This window comes from Brucella pseudogrignonensis (genome assembly GCF_032190615.1).
Classification (GTDB): Bacteria; Pseudomonadota; Alphaproteobacteria; order Rhizobiales; family Rhizobiaceae; genus Brucella; species Brucella pseudogrignonensis_B.
Genome location: NZ_JAVLAT010000004.1, coordinates 1 through 16,711 on the forward strand (window position 1 = coordinate 1; position 16,711 = coordinate 16,711).

A 16,711-nucleotide genomic window follows, 5' to 3' on the forward strand; every position below is an offset into this window, starting at 1 on the left:
CCACGGTGTTCCATTTGGATGAACGCGAGCCGCAGTAATTTCTTTGTCGTTGGCGATAGGTTCGCGGCGAATTATGCGTTCCTTATTGAGGATAATCAATTCGTTCGCAGCAAATAGTGCCAGACCCTCAGCGCATAAAACGGCAGCATCAACCTTACGTCCCAATTCTTGTAGGGGGCGTGTTACGGCTCCATTTGACGTCTCCCAGTGTACGGCAGGTGCCATACGGTCGATCCACACAAGTTCGCTGGTTCGCCAGTCCCATAAAGCGCATGCTCCAAAAAAGCCCCGGGGAGAACTTTCCGGGCGTGTATCGGGAAGAGAAATTGTCGGTAGTCTTGCGCGATTAATTTCATAGCTGATTTTATCCGCAGCGCTTTTGACTTCCGGTCCAAGCAGTTCTGTTCTGCGTGGTGTCATTCTGAAACTGGGACCGGCAACACTGATGGCAGCAATCGGCTGCCCTTCATCGTCCAAAATTGCCGCTCCAACACAGCGTCGCAATGGAACGATTTCCTCATCGTCAATTGCAAACCCACGTGCACGGGATACCTCCAAGTCTGCAAGTAGATGCTGAAATGTTGTCAGCGTTTTTACTGTCCGAGGCTCCAAAGTGTCACCAAGTAATGATCTCACTTTCTTTTCAGACATATAGGAAAGCATTGCTTTACCTTGAGAAGTACAATGCAAGGGTCTGTCGAGCCCGACAGCCGCGGATGATCGGAGTGTGTGTCCTCCCTCAAAACGGCCGAGTATTCGGGCGCTGGCGTCTTGCAATACGGCAACATAGGTTGTTTCGCCCGTCATATCGCGCAAACGCCGAATTTCTCCAGCAGCGACAGAAGCCAGCCCCGAGGAGGACCAGAGATTTTGAGCGAGCTCTACGAAGTGAAAACCAAGTTCTATTGACTGGTTAGCTAAACCATAACGCAACAATCCTCTCTCCGTCAGCGCCTTAACTATCCGGTAGAAGGTCGCACGGGGCAGATTCGTTGCCTGCAGCAGTTCTGTCGCTGTGAGTGCTTTTTCGGAAGAGCCGACATAGTCAATCAAATCGCAGGCCTTCTGCAGCAAAGCAGTGCCACCAGTACGTCCACTCTTTTCATCAAAGTCGCGCATCAAACACCTGAATACATCATCACTCCCATTATGTGAGACAGAACGCTGCTTGAATGCAAGTAAACAGTTCAATTTTTCAATGGCGGGCCTTACAAAAGCGATAAGACGATATTGGGAGGAATTGATGAAAATCATATCAGCAGAGGTCATCCTCGTCGAAATACCCTTTGCGCTGCGCGGCTCGGGCGTAGGCATCATGCCGACCGCATGGAAGACCCTTGAATTTGCTTTGGTTCGATTGGAAGACGAGCTTGGCAATGTGGGATGGGGTGAAGGATTTGGATATTCTCTGATCGACGCGACCAAGTCCGTGATTGATCGCTTGATATTGCCATTGCTTGTTGGGGCAGAAATCGACGATATCCCGGCGTGGAACGCCAAGACGCAGCGGCAATTGCATATGTTCGGACGTTACGGCGTTACAATCTTTGCCATCTCCGGCGTCGACATCGCATTGTGGGATCTCGCGTCGAAACGTGCTGGAAAGCCGCTCTATCAGTTACTTGCTGGCGAGCGTCAGATCCGCCATGAAATTCCTTTTTATGCGAGCCTTGTTCGGTATGCGGAGCATGATCTGGTTGTCGACGCCTCGAAGCAGGTTAGGGATGCGGGTTTTAACCGCATCAAATTGCATGAGATTACGCTGCCTGCGATCACCGCATGCCGCAAAACGGTGGGAAATCACACGGATATTTGTGTCGATGTTAATTGCGCATGGTCACACGAATTCATCGAAAACAATCATGCCGAATTGAAGGCGCTCGCTCTTACATGGCTTGAGGAGCCGATCTACCCACCCGAGGATTTTGCGGCCTTAGCTTCTCTTCGGGGCAGAGGGATTAACATCGCAGCTGGTGAAAATTGGTGCACAAGCTTCCAGATCGAGCAGGCATTGAAAGCCGGCGCCGTCGATTATCTGCAGCCGAGCATGACCAAGGTTGGTGGCATTTCCGAATATCTCCGGATTGTAGATCTGGCAGATGCCGCCAATACAACGCTAATGCCGCATTCTCCTTACTTCGGCCCCGGCTTTTACGCGTCGTTGCAGGTTGCGGCTGCCCGTCCATCGATCACCGCGCTTGAGTACAACTTTGTTCAACCGGACGCCTGGCTTGCGGACGTCGAGGGCATACGCAACGGCGATATGATCCGCGTCTCGGACAAACCCGGCATCGGTTTCGAGCCGGATCTGGATGTCATCAAGAAATACGGTCGCGTGCTAGGGAGTCGCAATCAATGAAGGCCAACAATATCAAAAAGGTCTGGTCGGAGGGTGGCTGTGTCCTCAACGGCTGGCTGTCAATCGCCAATGCCTTTTCGGCCGAAATCATGGCCGAACAAGGCTACGATAGCATAGGCATCGACCTGCAGCACGGCATCGTCGACTATCAGGCGGCGGTCTCTATGTTGCAAGCGATGCGAGCAAGCGGCATCGTCCCGCTTATTCGTGTTCCCTGGCTCGACCCTGCCCTGATCATGAAGGCGCTCGATGCGGGCGCTTACGGCGTTGTCTGCCCAATGATTAATTCGCGTGCCGAAGCTGAAGCGTTAGTTTCGTACGTTCGCTATCCCCCGAAAGGGGTTCGCAGTTTTGGACCTTCCCGCGCCGCTATTTCGGCAGGTGCCAACTATGGCCAGGAAGCCGACGACCAAGTGCTTTGCTTCGCAATGATTGAAACAGCGAACGCGATGCAAAATCTCGCCGAGATCGTTACGACACCGGGCCTCGACGGTATCTATATCGGTCCTGCCGATCTTACGATCGGTCTCACTGGCATGAAATACCCAACCGGTTTTGATCGAGAAGAACCGGAACTGGTCGAGAACATCAAGCGGATTCTGAGCGCGGCGCATGGCGCCGGGATTAAGGCCGCACTTCATTGCGGAACGCCAACCTATGCGGCCAAAGCAGCAGAATGGGGATTCGACATGGTCACCGTCTCGAATGACGTTAGGTTGCTGACGGGCGCAGCTGCCGCGAGTGTCAAAACGTTCCGTGATCTGAGGTGCGCATCAAAGCCTGACGGGACAACCGCGCCGACGAAGCAATTGGGCAACAAAAGCGCATACTGAAACGGGTGGAAATCAAAATGACATTAATTGTTTCGCCAGCACTGGTTGTCGGGAATGGCCCTGCGAGGATCATCGCGGTGACCGGGTGGATGGGCGATCACCGCTTGTTCGAACCGTTCTTGCCGCTCATCGACAAGGAGCGCTACAGCTTTGCGCTTCTCGATGCGCGCGGCTACGGCAGCCGGATACAGGAAGACGGCCCTTATACCGTCGAGCAGATCGCGGAAGATGTCGTCTCCTGCGCCGATCAACTCGGCTGGGACCACTTTCACATGATTGGACACTCTATGGCCGGGATGTCGGCGCAACGGCTGGCAATTGATATCCCGGAGAGACTTCTTTCGGCGGTCCTGCTTGCACCTGTGCCAGCTTCGGGTGCCAAAATCGACGACAAGCGACGGGACCTTTTGCTGGCGGCGGTTCGCGACCCTGACGCAAGAAAGAACCTTATTAAGGCCAACACCGGCGGCATCCGTTCCGATGACTGGCTCGAAAAGTTGCGCGACACCAGCTTGGCAGGCACCCGTCCGGATGTGCTGGAAGCCTATATTAACTCGTGGACAGGCAAAGGATTTGCCGACGAAATCCAGAACGTAAACGTGCCAGTTCGTGTGATCATCGGCGAGAAGGATCCGGGTGCGGTGTCAGAGCGGCTGCGCGAAACAATCGGTTCCTGGTTCCCTGATTTCGAACTCCGCGTTCTGAGCGGCTGCGGCCACTACCCCATGTGGGAGGAGCCAGCTGTATTCTCGAAGGCACTGTTCGAGACCATAGCCTAACCAGGTCGGGTTAAACGAGGGAACCATGCGCCAGCTCGGCACGATGCAACATGGTGGCTGCCCGCAAGCTGGCGATATCGGTTAACGTCTCCGTTGATCCCGCTAGCGATCCGCTGCCAGATGAATTGGCGGAAGTGGAGCATATGGCCTAGGAGATCGGCTATCCGGTCATACTGAAGGCTTCCCGGGAGGGCGGTGGACGCGGTATGCGCGCTATTCACAAGATGGAGGACTTTGCCCGTGCGGTGACGCAAATCAAGCACTCGGCAAAGGCCGCCTTCGGCAAGGATGAAGTTTATCTCGAAAAGCTGGTCAATCGTGCGCCCCTGCGACCAGATCGATGCGAAGGACCTTTTGGTAACCTTCGATCTGGGAGGAGACAAATGATCAACAGAAGGATCTCATCATGCCTCTCATGAAATTCCATATTTATGTCGGCTGGCCAAAGGAAGAAATCACGAAGCTCTTAGACGTAGCGCATGAGGCCATGGTACGTTCGTTTAATGTGCCGCTGCGCGATCGCTATCAGATACTCAACACCTATTCGTCTGAGACGATGATCGTCCAGGATACTGGTCTCGAAATTCCCAGAACTGACCGGTTCGTCCTGGTCGAGGTAGTGTCGCGAGCCAGAACAACGGAGCAGAAGCAGACATTCTATTCCAACTTGTGTAAGGACTTGCTCGAAAAGTGTGGCATTTCATCTACGGACGTCATGATTTCCGTGGTGGAGAATTCCGATGCGGACTGGTCGTTTGGTCACGGACGCGCGCAGTTTCTGACCAATGAACTATAGTCAGGCTTCCCCCGCCTCGGAGGATGAAGACAAATCTTCCGCCAACTCGATCCGGCGCTCGACGCGCAAGGATTGCTCTGGTTTGTTGGCGACAGCTGAAGCCGATTGGAACTACAATCAGAAATTGGCAGCCTCATCGGTCGAGTCACCATAAGGATCCCGGGCAAACGATCGATTGATGCACCTCCGACTCAACAATTGCGGCCAATCCCATTGAAATGCCAGTTTGAGGAAGGGGTAGTGGCATGATGGCAAATGAACACGAAATCCTGCGGGCGGTAGTTTAGGGATCACCTCCACGGCGAAGCCACAGGCCGACATAGATCAGATGAGCGCCGTGGTGCTAAAGGAGGTTGTCTGTCCACGTTCTGCGAAGACCGGTGGAGCCGATATTTTCAAGTCGTTGGAGAACCCCGCGATTGAACATAGCGGATTTTTTCGCTACCCTCAGCATCGGTTCTGCAGCGTTCAGTATGCTCGATTCAAAGGCACAAGAGGTGCACCACACCGAGTGCTAGTTCTTTTCGTTCAGCCTTCGGCGTCTTTGTCGTTTAAAGCGAGCCGGATCTACACGAGCAAGTGTTCCCGCGCCGAGCGCTTCAAGAGCCATTGGCATGTGTCGCACTCGGCAGGGCAGTAATGACGACATCGATATCAGACGCGAGCGCCAAAGCTAGGTTCACGGTCCACTGTTGATAATCAAACTTCTGCGCAAATTTCGCAGTGTGGTCGGGTTCGTGCCCGACCAACGTCTGGACGGCGCTCTCCTCAGCCTTCAGGCTGTCGAAGTGCCACACGCCCATCATGGCCGTGTTCAACCATGCAAACCTTCATGCCCCCTCCCCATACTTAGCAATACCTCACAATATATTGGAGGTTGAGTTGGGCGCCGTTGCTTTTTTTAACACCCGGCGCAACACATGGCTTCAGTTGACAGTCACGAGATGATCTTGACCGGCACTTCGATATTGACGCTTCGGTGGAGAATAATTCGGCGGACGAATCGGATTTTTGAGTTCGTCCGTCGAAAGATCACGCCTTCGCGGTCGTCGGTCGGGATCAGGGACGGGAGCTGCGGACATCAATGTCTTTGTATATTCATGTTGAGGATTTTCGAAGACGGCCTGCCTTGTCCCAATCTCCATGATTTCGCCTAGACGCATGACGGCGACCCGGTGACTCATTCGTTCAACGACGGCCATATCGTGGGATATGAACAGAAACGCCAGATTGTAATTCTGTTGCAGTTCGAGCAGCAGATTGCAGACCTGCGCCTTGATCGACACGTCAAGTGCAGAAACACACTCGTCCGCCACGATCAGCTTGGGGTCGACCATCAGAGCTCGCGCGATTGATATGCGTTGCCGCTGGCCGCCGGAGAACTCATGGGGAAAGCGTCGGAGCATGTCGGGAGAAAGTCCGACGCGTTCCATCAGCATTGCCGCTTTTTCCCGGGCCTGGTTCTTTGTTCCTAAAGCATGCTCAAGGAACGGTTCACACACAGCCGTTTCAATTCTAAGCCGCGGGTTAAAGGAGGCGAACGGATCCTGGAATATCATCTGTGCGCTTCGGCGCATTGCCCGTGTGTTCTCCTTGTCGAGATCGAGGACATCATACCCGTCAAGGGTAACTTTACCCGCACTTGGCTCAATCATACGAAGAATAGAGCGTCCCGTAGTCGATTTCCCACACCCGGACTCCCCGACAAGCGAGAGTGTTTCCCCTTCGCGAATGTCGAAGCTGACGTCTTGAACTGCATGCACTATCCCGGAAATTCGGTTGAAAAATCCCGACCGGACCGCGAATCTGGTTACCAGATCATTCACTTCCAAAACCTTGGTTGGCCGAGGAGTATGATGGTAGGGCGCCACAATATCAGCTGCTTCTGAATGAAGTAGCGGGAAGTGGGCCGGCGTAGGCTTGCCCGTCATCGCCCCCAGTCGGGGAACGGCCGATAAAAGCGCTTTTGAATAGGGATGTCGTGGCCTGGAAAACAGATCGGACGAAGAACCTTCCTCGACGATCTGACCTTTATACATCACGAGCGTCTTGTCGGCGATTTCCGCCACTACACCCATGTCGTGGGTGATGAATAGAATTGAGGTCCCGTTCTCTTCCTGAAGCATCCGCATCAGGTCGAGGATCTGACCCTGGATGGTAACGTCGAGCGCGGTGGTTGGCTCATCGGCAATCAGTAGCCTCGGTTTGGCAGCGAGCGCCATGGCAATCATAACACGCTGGCGCATCCCGCCCGAAAACTGATGTGGAAATTCGTCGTAGCGATTCACTGCGTTGGCGATGCGAACCTTTTCCAGCAACCGGATCGCCTCTTCTTTCGCTGCCGACGGTGACATGTCGCCATGACACAACATCGCCTCTGAAATCTGGTGGCCGATTGAGAAAATCGGATTAAGGCTCGTCATCGGCTCCTGGAAAATCATTGCCAGCTTTTGACCGCGGGTCTGGCGCATGTCTTCCTCTCCAAGCGAGAGAAGCTCCTTCCCCTCCAATTTGACGGATCCCACCGTTTTGGATTTTGCCGCATCAAGCAATCGCATAATCGACAGAGAGGTGACGCTCTTGCCTGACCCAGACTCGCCCACGATTGCGACCGTTTTGCCTTGTGGGACATCGAAACTGATGTCCTTGACGACGGGACTCCATGCCTCGTTGATCAAAAATGACGTTCGAAGATTTTTTACGGCCAGAACAGGTGGATTGTCGGCGTCGTGGATTAGACAGTTCATTTCTGAGTTCCCATCATTTGTTTCTCCCAGTTCACCCCAAAAATGCCGGTATTGCAATACGCCGATATATTGATATCGTAAAAACTGAGCTTGATAGGTAAACAAGCTCGCAAACTAGGGGAACCAACAATGAAGAGACGTGATGTTCTTAAAGGTATCGGCGGCGTGCTTTCACTCGCTGCAACCGGTGTTTCGCTTCCTGCAATCTCGCGCGCTCAGGGCACCAACGTCCTGAAATTCGTCCCACAGGCGGATTTGGCTGTCATCGACCCGATCATGTCAGCCGCTTTCGTGACCAGAAACCATGCCGCCATGGTTTTCGACAGCCTGTGGGGCGTCGACAGCAACTTTAATCCCAAACCTCAGATGGCCGCCGGCCACGTTATTGAGAACGACGACAAAACCTGGCGTGTTACGCTGCGCGACAGTCTCAAGTTTCATGACGATACACCGGTCCTCGCCCGCGATGCGGTGGCGAGCGTCAAGCGGTGGATGGCAAGGGATTCCTGGGGCAAGGATGTCGCCGTTTTGGTCGACGAAATTTCCGCTACTTCCGATAAGGAACTTGTGTTCAAACTCAAGCGACCCTATCGATTGCTTGCTGATGCGCTCGGAAAACCGGGGGGCAGCATGCCTGCGATCATGCCAGAGCGTCTGGCAGAGACCGATCCCGCAAAGGCGGTCGCCGAAATTGTCGGAAGCGGCCCGTTCAAATATCTCATGTCCGAGCGCGTCGCAGGATCGCGCAACGTCTACGAGAAATTTGCCGGCTATGTGCCGCGTCAGGAACAGGCTGACTTCACCTCAGGCGGCAAGGTTGCACATTTCGATCGCGTCGAATGGATTACGATGCCTGACGCTGCAACTGCTGCAGCTGCCCTTCAGAATGGCGAAGTCGACTGGTGGGAACAGCCGACGGCGGACCTTCTGCCGATATTCAAGGATAACACCGATTTCGTCACCGAGGTCGTCGATCCCGGCGGTCTCCTCATGATGATCCGCATGAATCATCTTCAGCCTCCATTCAACAACCCTGCTATTCGGCGCGCCATACTGGGCGCTATTAAACAGAGCGACTACCTTATTGCAGCCATGGGGGTTGATCCCACCATGTGGATTGACAATGTCGGCTTCTTCCAGCCCCAGTCAAACCTTGCCAGTAATGTCAATCTCGACGTTTTTGCAGGCGATCGAAATTTTGAGAAGAGCAAGGCCGATCTGGCAGCCGCTGGCTACAACGGTGAAAGGGTCGTCCTGCTTGTACCGACAGATTTCCCGGTTCTGAATGCCATGAGCGAAGTCGCCGCCGATATGCTGCGCAAAATCGGCATGAACGTCGACTTCCAAGCCATGGATTGGGGCACCCAGGTGCAGCGCCTTAATTCCAAAGAACCGGTAGAGAACGGGGGCTGGTCGCTCTGGTGCAACTACGCTTCTGGTGCTGCAGCGATGACACCTGCGGCGCATACCTATCTACGTGCGACAGGCGATGGATCGATCTGGGGTTGGCCAGGATCAACGAAAATCGAAGATCTGCGCAGTAAATGGATTGATTCTCCCGATCTCGCGCAGCAGCAGGAGATTTGTCGCCAACTGCAGAAAGCGGCTTTCGAGGATCTCCCCTACATTCCTCTTGGCATTGGTCTGCAGTCGACGACTTACTCGAAAACCCTGCAGAACATGCTCAAGGGCTTTCCGATCTTTTACAATGTTCGCCGGGCGTGAGCTCTATTTCCATCAATAAAAGCGGAGAGAGCCATGGCGGCCTTCATCGCGCGACGCATCATCGGGACGATCCCGGTGATGCTATTTGTCGCCTTTCTTGTATTCAGCCTGCTTTATCTGGCACCCGGTGATCCGGCGGCCGTGATCGCAGGCGACGCAGCAACGCCAGAAGATGTTGCCCGAATCCGGCAAACGCTCGGACTTGATCAGCCATTTTTCGTGCAGTTCTCCGGGTGGCTTTGGCGGGTCCTTCACGGCGATCTGGGCGTATCGATTTTTGCCCAGGCGCCGGTCACTCAACTGATCTTTCAGCGTCTGGAGCCAACGTTGTCACTGATGGTCATCACATTGGTCATCTCGATCTCTGTCGCTGTTCCACTTGGTGTTCTGGCGGCCTGGAAAGCCGGTACGCTTATCGACCGAATCATCATGAGCTTTGCTATTCTGGGGTTTTCTGTCCCGGTCTTCGTGATCGGATATCTGTTGTCCTACGTCTTTGCACTCGAACTTCGATGGTTACCGGTCCAGGGCTACAAACCGATTGCCAACGGCTTCGGCCCCTGGCTCGCAGGACTCATTCTACCAAGCATAGCGCTCGGAAGCGTCTACATTGCCCTCATCGCCAGAGTAACACGAGCAGCAACGATCGAGGTTCTGTCGCAAGACTACATCCGCACCGCGAGAGCAAAAGGCGTTCGACAGCGAACAATACTCTTCGCGCACGCCCTCAGAAATGCGGCTGTTCCTGTCATTACGGTTATCGGCATCGGAATTGCACTCCTGATCGGAGGCGCAGTGGTAGTCGAAAGCGTATTCGCGATCCCAGGTATCGGCCGACTTACCGTTGATGCCATTCTTCGTCGCGACTACCCGATCATCCAGGGCGTCGTCCTGTTCTTCAGCTTCGTCTACGTCATCGTCAACCTGCTGGTGGACCTTGCCTACAGCGTCGTAGATCCGAGGATACGATATTGACCATTTTACCTTCTGAAAACGTCGTGTTCGACGATACACCGGTTGCCCGAGCAGGTCGTCTTGCCGCGTTCCGACGACGGTCGGACTTCATCGGCAAGGCATCTCGGAATCCGATGATGTTTCTCGGCAGCACAATTCTTCTTCTGCTGTTGTTCATGGCCCTGCTTGCGCCTTATCTCGGCACTGTGGATCCGAGCGCTATCTCGCCTGCCGATCGAACGCGAGAGCCTTCGTCGGCTCACTGGTTCGGCACCGACATGCTAGGCCGTGATCTTTATTCACGCGTGATCTACGGAGCTCGCATCTCGCTCCTGGTCGGGTTTACTGTGGCGATTGTCGCCTCAGCCATAGGTCTGGCGATCGGACTTGTTTCAGGCTTCATGCGTCGTGTGGACGGTCTCGTCATGCGCCTCATGGACGGCGTCATGTCTGTGCCACCGATCCTGCTTGCAATCGCTCTGATGGCACTCACGCGCGGTAGTGTCTATAACGTCATCATCGCAATTTCGATCGCGGAGGTTCCGCGCGTTGCCCGCCTCGTCCGGGGCGTCGTTCTATCCTTGCGGGAAGCCACATATGTTGAGGCTGCGCTTGCAGGCGGGTCGCGCACCTCGACGATACTCCTGCGGCACATCCTTCCCAATACACTCGCGCCAATGACTGTGCAGGCCACATACATTTGCGCCAGCGCCATGGTGATCGAGTCAATCCTCTCCTTCATTGGTGCAGGCACTCCACCCACGATCCCCTCCTGGGGCAATATCATGGCGGAGGGCCGCGCCCTCTGGCAGGTGAAACCCTACATCGTTCTGTTCCCCGCTGCCTTTCTGTCATTGACCGTGCTTGCCGTGAACCTGCTGGGCGACGGCCTGCGTGACGCGATCGATCCACGCATGGCAAGCAGAACCTGAGTTTTTTTCATTCGAAGTTCGGAGCATAAAAGTTGAATAATCTATGCGATCTTACCGCATCCGAATTGCTGCCACTCTACGCGACACGTCAGGTATCGCCCGTAGATGTGACCAAAGCGGTTCTCAAACGTGCCCATGAAATTCAGGGCGAACTTAATCCCTTTTGCCATATCGACGACGAAGGTGCCCTGGTGCAGGCACGCCTTTCTGAAAAGGCCTGGATGGCTGGCGACAGCGTCCGAGCCTTGGAGGGCATTCCCGTTTCGATCAAGGATGTCGTAGCCGTGAGGGGCTGGCAACTCGGTCGAGGCTCGCTTCTATCAGATCGCAACCCGCCTGCACCGGCAGACGCACCGAGTGTCGAGCGGTTGCGAAACGCTGGCGCCGTTCTCTTTGCCAGCACTACAACATGCGAGGGTGGCTGGAAGGCCGTGACGGATAGCCGCCGAACCGGCATTACCAGAAACCCCTATGACGCGTCGCTTACGCCAGGAGGGAGCAGCGGTGGGGCCGCGGCAGCTGTCGCAAGCGGAGCGGGGCCGCTGGCGCTCGGCACCGATGGCGGCGGCTCCGTACGCATTCCCGCAAGTTTTACCGGCATCTTCGGATTGAAGCCGCAATATGGTCGCGTGCCTCAGTTCCCGCTCGGTCCTCACTACGGCAACCTCTCTCATCAAGGGCCAGTGACGCGCAGCGTGCAAGACGCCGCCTTGATACTGAAGGTCCTGGACGGTACCCATAGCCTCGATCCTGACACGATCCCTGCCATTGATGGCGGCCGCTATAATGAGCTATCCAACCCGATTGCAGGAATGCGCATCGCGGTAACGAGAGATTTCGGCTTTATGCCAACGGATATCGCGATCGGCCGCTTAATTGGGCAAACCGCCGACGTGTTGCGCCAACTTGGTGCCGTCGTAGAAGAATTGCCCGCCTTCGAGGACTGGCGTCCTGCTTACCGGAGCATATGGAGCGTCGGCGCATATCAGTCCCTTCGTCGACTGTCTCGGGACGACCGGGCCCTTGTCGACCAAGGGTTTGTGGCTGTTGCTGACCAAGGTGCAAAGGTGCCTTTGGAGGAATATCTTGATGCCCAGATGCATCGGATTGGCCTTCGCACGGCGATGAACCGTGTTTATGAGAATTTTGATGTGATCCTCTCGCCGGCCGTCGCGGTTCTTCCGTTTGCCGCCGGGGTTACGGTCCCGAACGACGCGTTCGCTGATTGGCTGGATTGGGCCGGACACTCCCTCGCCTTCAACTTAACTGGCCAGCCCGCGGCATCGGTGCCAATCGGTTTCGTTAACGGCTTGCCAGTCGGCGGTCAGATCATCGGTCGTGTTTTTGATGACATTTCGGTATTAAGGGTTGCTGCAGCGATCGAAGCTGCATTCCCGGATGCGCGCAATAAACCGACGATGCTTATGAAAAAGTTCGCGGACCCAAAGGAGGTCGCATAAATGGCCAAGTCTCGAAAACTGCGTGTAGCTCTCAACCTTCTTGGAAGGCCGCTCATTGGAGAAAACGACGATAGGCGTACAAGCCAAGCTCTTTTCCAGGGAGCCTCTGGGAGCGAAGATGCAACACATATTCGATAACGCTAAAATTGACGTCCGCCTTCCTAAATCGGATCAGCTTTATGAGCATCTGCGCGCTGCGATCATCTCGATGAAGCTGGTCCCAGGAGAAGCGTTGCCGGAGAAGGAGCTTTGTGCGCATTTCGGGGTTTCGAAGACCCCTTTTCGAGATGCGCTAAAGAAGCTCGTGGACGAAAGTCTCGTCACCATCGTTCCAAGCGGAGGTACGTTCGTCAACAAAATGGTCCTGCGCGAAGTGCTCGAGGGACAAATGGTGCGCGAGACCCTCGAAATGAAGATGGTCCGTTTGGCGGCGCGCAACTACGATCCGTCGTTCGACAAAAAGTTCGAGCTACAGCTTTTCACTCAGGAACTGGCGGCCCGCAACCCGAACATTGATGATTTTTTTGCGCTGGACAATGAATTTCACAGGCTGATCTGCCTCTGCGCCGGATTTCCGAAGATTTGGCAAACAATCCACTACGCAACCGGTCAGCTTGATCGGGTACGTCGACACTCCTACACGATGAAATCGCACTTCGACGACGTTTCGAGAGAGCATCAGGAAATCTATGCCGCCATTAAGGCGGGCGACGAAGCAGCTGCCGCTGCAGCGTTCCAGATTCAACTTGATGCCGTGATCCCCGTCTTCGAGCAACTCCGTCAAGAGGCTTCCGACATTATCGACGATTCTGCAGGCATCCGCGTCGAACAGATTAGATAATCGCACGCCTGTGGAAGGCGCGCGCAGAGCTGAAAGGCAACCTTGCGGCGAACAAGGCATCGTCAAGCCCAGTAATTGCTCCCATGGGTTCCTGAGACATACCGGCCAGTCGACTTCCCCCTCAAGGTTTCAGGCATTCCGCTGCAGCGGCATGATCCACCGCTTCTTCTGCCACAGTCTATTCTGACTTGGCAGATAGAGCGCAACGAACGGACGATTTGTGAACCTGCTGGATATGACGGCCTTACAAACCTTGTCGCGATATACCGGTATATAATTATTTTTTTAGTTAGGGGTTTTCCTACGAGAGTCGCTGGTTTACAAATGAGAAGGAATGCCAATGTATTGGTATATTGAGCGCGGCGCCCTCTCAATGGGCGACTTTTCGGGGATTACCGATGGACCAAGTAGCATTGTTTAGTCCGAATCAGTTGGACGCCAGAGGTTCCAAGTCCGCACAGGTGTATGAGCTGTTGCGGAATGCGATCATTTCACTGCAACTTCAGCCCGAGAGTGCAATCAACGAGAAAGAGATCTGTGCCCAACTCGGGATTTCGCGTACTCCGCTTCGTGAAGCCATTCTTCAGCTCGCAAACGAGAGCTTGGTCAAAATCGCGCCCAGCGACGGTACGTTCGTCAACAAGATCGTGGTCCGCGAGGTTTTGCAAGGACAACTTGTTCGCGACACGATCGAAATGCGCCTTACCCGCCTCGCTGCGAGGAATTTTCGCTTTGAGTTCGAAAAGGATTTCGAACTAGCATTGTTCAAGCAGCACGCAGCAGCAAAGCGCCGCGACGTCGACGAGTTCTTTGCGCTGGATAATGAATTTCACAAGCTGATCTGCTCCTGCGCGGGTTTTCCCGATGCGTGGATGACCATCCACAACGCGACCGGTCAGCTCGACCGGGTTCGTCGGCAAGCGTTCCCGTTGGAGGGACACTACGATGTCGTCTACGAAGAGCACAGCCAGATGTACGAGGCGTTGAAGATCAACGACGAGGATGGCGTCGCTGCGATATTCCAAGTGCAGCTGGACAGCACCTTCTCGTCAATCGACATCCTTCTCGACAAAAGGCCCGATCTTCTTGCAGGGGAAACCGACATAGGGATCAAAGATATCAGATAGCTCGATTTCTCGGGAGGAAATCAGATGCGTCCTATTGCGCCGATCGAACGGCTGGAATGCCGACAGATTCGTTGGCCTATGCCAGAGCCGCTCGCAAACTCAATCTCCGTTTTCCGGGAGCGGGCGACGGTTGTCGTGTCAATCACCTCTGGAGGCGTGACAGGCTGGGGTGAATGTTGGGCGGAGCCCGTTGCATCCCAAACGATCATCGAAACAAAGTTCGCACCCGTTGTGCTGGGCGCCGACGCATCGACCCCAAAGGTCATCTGGGACGCCATGATGAACCGCCTGGGCCGCGACCGTAGCGGCATAACCCACATGGCGGCATCGGCGATCGATATGGCAGTCTGGGACCTCAGTGCCCGACTTGACGGAGTAAGCCTAGCAAGAAAGCTTGGCGGGGCTCTTAACGATCGATTGCCGACCTACGCCAGCGGACCGTTTCTTAAAGTCAAGGACGACCCGTATTCTGATATGATCGCCGAGATCGAGAGCTATCTCGAACGCGGGTTCAAATCTCTAAAGCTGCGACTCGGAAAAACAGTCAAACAAGACCTGAATGCGGTCGCGTCAATTCGAAAGCGGTTCGGGGAAGTCCCTTTGATGGTCGACTTCAACCAAGGTCTGTCAAGGCTCGAGGCGCGCCTAGCGGTGAAGGAGCTAGCAGATTATGGTATCCGTTTCGTCGAAGAACCGCTTCAGGCGGATGACATTGATGGATATCGCGACCTCGCGCAATTCAGCTCAATCCCTATTGCCGGTGGGGAATCACTGGCCGGCATCCGCCGCTTCAAAGACTTCATTTCAAGCGGCGCTCTCCAGATCGTTCAGCCTGATGTCGCTCACTGCGGCGGCGTCACAGAATATCAGCGCATCGTCAGTCTCGGCGAGGCCTTCGGCGTCGACGTGATACCCCATGTCTGGAGTTCCGTCATCATCCACGCAGCATCACTCCAACTTGCGTCCATGACTCCAGCTCGGCATGGCTACGACCTCGACTTCCCCCTGTTCGAGATCGACCCGACACCAAACCGCCTACTGGACATTTTCGGCGCTGTCCAACCGGGGAACGACGGAAGTATCGAGGTTCCCGATCTACCCGGTATCGGACTAGCGCTCAATCACGATATCCTGAAGCCATTCACTATTTCCCACGTCGAGATGTAACGTCGATACGAACAAACTCTCCATCTTAAGGTTCACAAAATGAGCACCACCATCGACAGCTCCACGAGAGTTCACTTTCTGATAGGCGATCCCATAGCGCAGGTAATCGGGCCGACGCTCATTTCCGAACGTATGTCTCAGAACCGCTACAATGGCCTCATGCTGCCTCTCCATGTCGCCGCAGAGGATCTGGAGCAGGTGTTGACCGGCTTCGATTCGATCCAGAATCTCGATAGCGTCCTCATCACGGTGCCCCACAAAATCGCCTGCGTGGCAAATTGCACGTCGCTGTCGTCCCGTGCGCAGAAGCTTGGCGCTATAAACGTTATGAGGCGGGACGGGAACGGCGGTTGGTACGGAGACAATTTTGACGGACCTGGCTTCGTACACGGACTGACTAACTGCGGTCACGACATCAAAGGGAAGAAGGCATTCATGGCCGGGGCCGGAGGGGCAGGTTCGTCGATCGCAGTGAGCATGCTGGACAGCGGCCTGGATACGCTCACGATCTTTGACATCAAAACAGAGGTTGCGGAAGGACTCGTGGGTCGGCTTCTCGACTTCTATCCACGCCGCGTCGTGCACGCCAAAGAGCAGCCGGAACTGTCGCAGTTCCAGATCGTCATCAATGCGACCTCGACAGGCCTTCGAGTTGGCGACCCTCTCCCGATGAGCCTTGAAACCCTGAAATCGGGAACGCTCGTGGCCGACGTAATAACGAACCCTGCCGTGACGCCGTTTATGGCAGCGGCCGAGAAGCTGGGCGCCATCACCCACTCCGGAACGGAGATGCTCGATGGACAGCTTGAACTCCTCTATCGTTTCGTGACCGGCGAGACCGTGGAATAACCAAACCAAACGGACTTTCTGAACGATCCCGGCCAGGAAACTGACCGGGATTTTCTGTATTCTTGGTCTTCGAATAATAGCGAGCAAACTTTTTTCGTTCGCGATATATTGGAGTATTGCAATACCAATAAAATTGCGCTTA

General features: G+C 54.8%; 15 protein-coding genes and 1 pseudogene. 13 read left to right on the plus strand and 3 right to left on the minus strand.

Translation table 11 applies throughout. The features are described from left to right. A partial coding sequence (locus RI570_RS20390) for an IclR family transcriptional regulator (RefSeq protein ID WP_313830686.1) occupies positions 1 to 1,269 on the minus strand: 1,269 nt, incomplete at its 3' end. Here RI570_RS20390 and RI570_RS20395 point away from each other — a divergent pair. The 5 genes and pseudogenes from RI570_RS20395 to RI570_RS20415 all read left to right on the plus strand — a co-directional run bounded on the left by RI570_RS20395 (position 1,244) and on the right by RI570_RS20415 (position 4,767). Beyond that, the gene (locus RI570_RS20395; RefSeq protein WP_313830687.1) at positions 1,244 to 2,359 is read left to right on the plus strand and encodes a mandelate racemase/muconate lactonizing enzyme family protein; all 1,116 of its coding nucleotides are present in this window, start codon (positions 1,244 to 1,246) and stop codon (positions 2,357 to 2,359) included. The genes RI570_RS20390 and RI570_RS20395 overlap by 26 nt on opposite strands. Continuing rightward, on the plus strand, positions 2,356 to 3,192 hold the full coding sequence (locus RI570_RS20400; RefSeq protein WP_313830688.1) for an aldolase/citrate lyase family protein: 837 nt from the start codon (positions 2,356 to 2,358) through the stop codon (positions 3,190 to 3,192). The genes RI570_RS20395 and RI570_RS20400 overlap by 4 nt, the downstream gene beginning before the upstream one ends. A gap of 17 nt (positions 3,193 to 3,209) precedes the next feature. Beyond that, positions 3,210 to 3,971, plus strand: coding sequence for an alpha/beta hydrolase (locus tag RI570_RS20405; RefSeq protein WP_313830689.1), 762 nt, complete (start codon positions 3,210 to 3,212; stop codon positions 3,969 to 3,971). Positions 3,972 to 4,018: 47 nt separating this feature from the next. Next, positions 4,019 to 4,294 (plus strand): annotated as a pseudogene (locus tag RI570_RS20410) (hypothetical protein); the annotation flags it as partial. An 83-nt stretch (positions 4,295 to 4,377) separates the two neighbouring features. After that, entirely contained in the window at positions 4,378 to 4,767 is a 390-nt protein-coding gene (locus RI570_RS20415) for a tautomerase family protein (RefSeq protein ID WP_313830690.1), read from the plus strand. Positions 4,768 to 5,366: 599 nt separating this feature from the next. Here the strand turns inward: RI570_RS20415 and RI570_RS20420 are convergent. Next, positions 5,367 to 5,585, minus strand: a complete 219-nt coding sequence (locus tag RI570_RS20420) for a hypothetical protein (RefSeq protein ID WP_313830691.1) — start codon at positions 5,583 to 5,585, stop codon at positions 5,367 to 5,369. Between the two features lie 108 nt (positions 5,586 to 5,693). After that, a complete protein-coding gene (locus tag RI570_RS20425) occupies positions 5,694 to 7,514 on the minus strand; it encodes an ABC transporter ATP-binding protein (protein WP_313830825.1) in 1,821 nt (606 codons plus the stop codon). Positions 7,515 to 7,643: 129 nt separating this feature from the next. Here RI570_RS20425 and RI570_RS20430 point away from each other — a divergent pair, with 129 nt between their 5' ends. The 8 genes from RI570_RS20430 to RI570_RS20465 all read left to right on the plus strand — a co-directional run bounded on the left by RI570_RS20430 (position 7,644) and on the right by RI570_RS20465 (position 16,569). Beyond that, positions 7,644 to 9,239: an ABC transporter substrate-binding protein gene (locus RI570_RS20430; RefSeq protein ID WP_313830692.1), complete on the plus strand. Its 1,596-nt coding sequence runs from the start codon at positions 7,644 to 7,646 to the stop codon at positions 9,237 to 9,239. Positions 9,240 to 9,272: 33 nt separating this feature from the next. After that, the gene (locus RI570_RS20435; protein ID WP_313830693.1) at positions 9,273 to 10,214 is read left to right on the plus strand and encodes an ABC transporter permease; all 942 of its coding nucleotides are present in this window, start codon (positions 9,273 to 9,275) and stop codon (positions 10,212 to 10,214) included. 23 nt (positions 10,215 to 10,237) lie between these two features. After that, positions 10,238 to 11,125, plus strand: a complete 888-nt coding sequence (locus RI570_RS20440) for an ABC transporter permease (RefSeq protein ID WP_409558720.1) — start codon at positions 10,238 to 10,240, stop codon at positions 11,123 to 11,125. A 32-nt stretch (positions 11,126 to 11,157) separates the two neighbouring features. After that, positions 11,158 to 12,585, plus strand: a complete 1,428-nt coding sequence (locus RI570_RS20445) for an amidase (RefSeq protein WP_313830695.1) — start codon at positions 11,158 to 11,160, stop codon at positions 12,583 to 12,585. A 55-nt stretch (positions 12,586 to 12,640) separates the two neighbouring features. Next, positions 12,641 to 13,426 carry a GntR family transcriptional regulator gene (locus RI570_RS20450; RefSeq protein WP_313830696.1) on the plus strand — a complete coding sequence of 262 codons (786 nt, stop codon included), beginning with the start codon at positions 12,641 to 12,643 and terminating at the stop codon, positions 13,424 to 13,426. Between the two features lie 398 nt (positions 13,427 to 13,824). After that, on the plus strand, positions 13,825 to 14,553 hold the full coding sequence (locus RI570_RS20455) for a GntR family transcriptional regulator (RefSeq protein ID WP_313830697.1): 729 nt from the start codon (positions 13,825 to 13,827) through the stop codon (positions 14,551 to 14,553). A gap of 24 nt (positions 14,554 to 14,577) precedes the next feature. Further along, positions 14,578 to 15,720, plus strand: coding sequence for a mandelate racemase/muconate lactonizing enzyme family protein (locus tag RI570_RS20460; RefSeq protein ID WP_313830698.1), 1,143 nt, complete (start codon positions 14,578 to 14,580; stop codon positions 15,718 to 15,720). A 39-nt stretch (positions 15,721 to 15,759) separates the two neighbouring features. Further along, a complete protein-coding gene (locus tag RI570_RS20465) occupies positions 15,760 to 16,569 on the plus strand; it encodes a shikimate dehydrogenase (RefSeq protein ID WP_313830699.1) in 810 nt (269 codons plus the stop codon). Positions 16,570 to 16,711: the final 142 nt, after the last annotated feature.

Bases quoted from the DNA above. Each gene is read 5' to 3' on its own strand.
- RI570_RS20430 (WP_313830692.1), top strand. From the start codon at position 7,644: ATGAAGAGACGTGATGTTCTTAAAGGTATCGGCGGCGTGCTTTCACTC.
- RI570_RS20435 (WP_313830693.1), top strand. From the start codon at position 9,273: ATGGCGGCCTTCATCGCGCGACGCATCATCGGGACGATCCCGGTGATG.
- RI570_RS20455 (WP_313830697.1), top strand. From the start codon at position 13,825: ATGGACCAAGTAGCATTGTTTAGTCCGAATCAGTTGGACGCCAGAGGT.
- RI570_RS20465 (WP_313830699.1), top strand. From the start codon at position 15,760: ATGAGCACCACCATCGACAGCTCCACGAGAGTTCACTTTCTGATAGGC.
- RI570_RS20395 (WP_313830687.1), top strand. From the start codon at position 1,244: ATGAAAATCATATCAGCAGAGGTCATCCTCGTCGAAATACCCTTTGCG.
- RI570_RS20460 (WP_313830698.1), top strand. From the start codon at position 14,578: ATGCGTCCTATTGCGCCGATCGAACGGCTGGAATGCCGACAGATTCGT.
- RI570_RS20425 (WP_313830825.1), bottom strand. From the start codon at position 7,514: ATGAACTGTCTAATCCACGACGCCGACAATCCACCTGTTCTGGCCGTA.
- RI570_RS20400 (WP_313830688.1), top strand. From the start codon at position 2,356: ATGAAGGCCAACAATATCAAAAAGGTCTGGTCGGAGGGTGGCTGTGTC.
- RI570_RS20405 (WP_313830689.1), top strand. From the start codon at position 3,210: ATGACATTAATTGTTTCGCCAGCACTGGTTGTCGGGAATGGCCCTGCG.
- RI570_RS20415 (WP_313830690.1), top strand. From the start codon at position 4,378: ATGCCTCTCATGAAATTCCATATTTATGTCGGCTGGCCAAAGGAAGAA.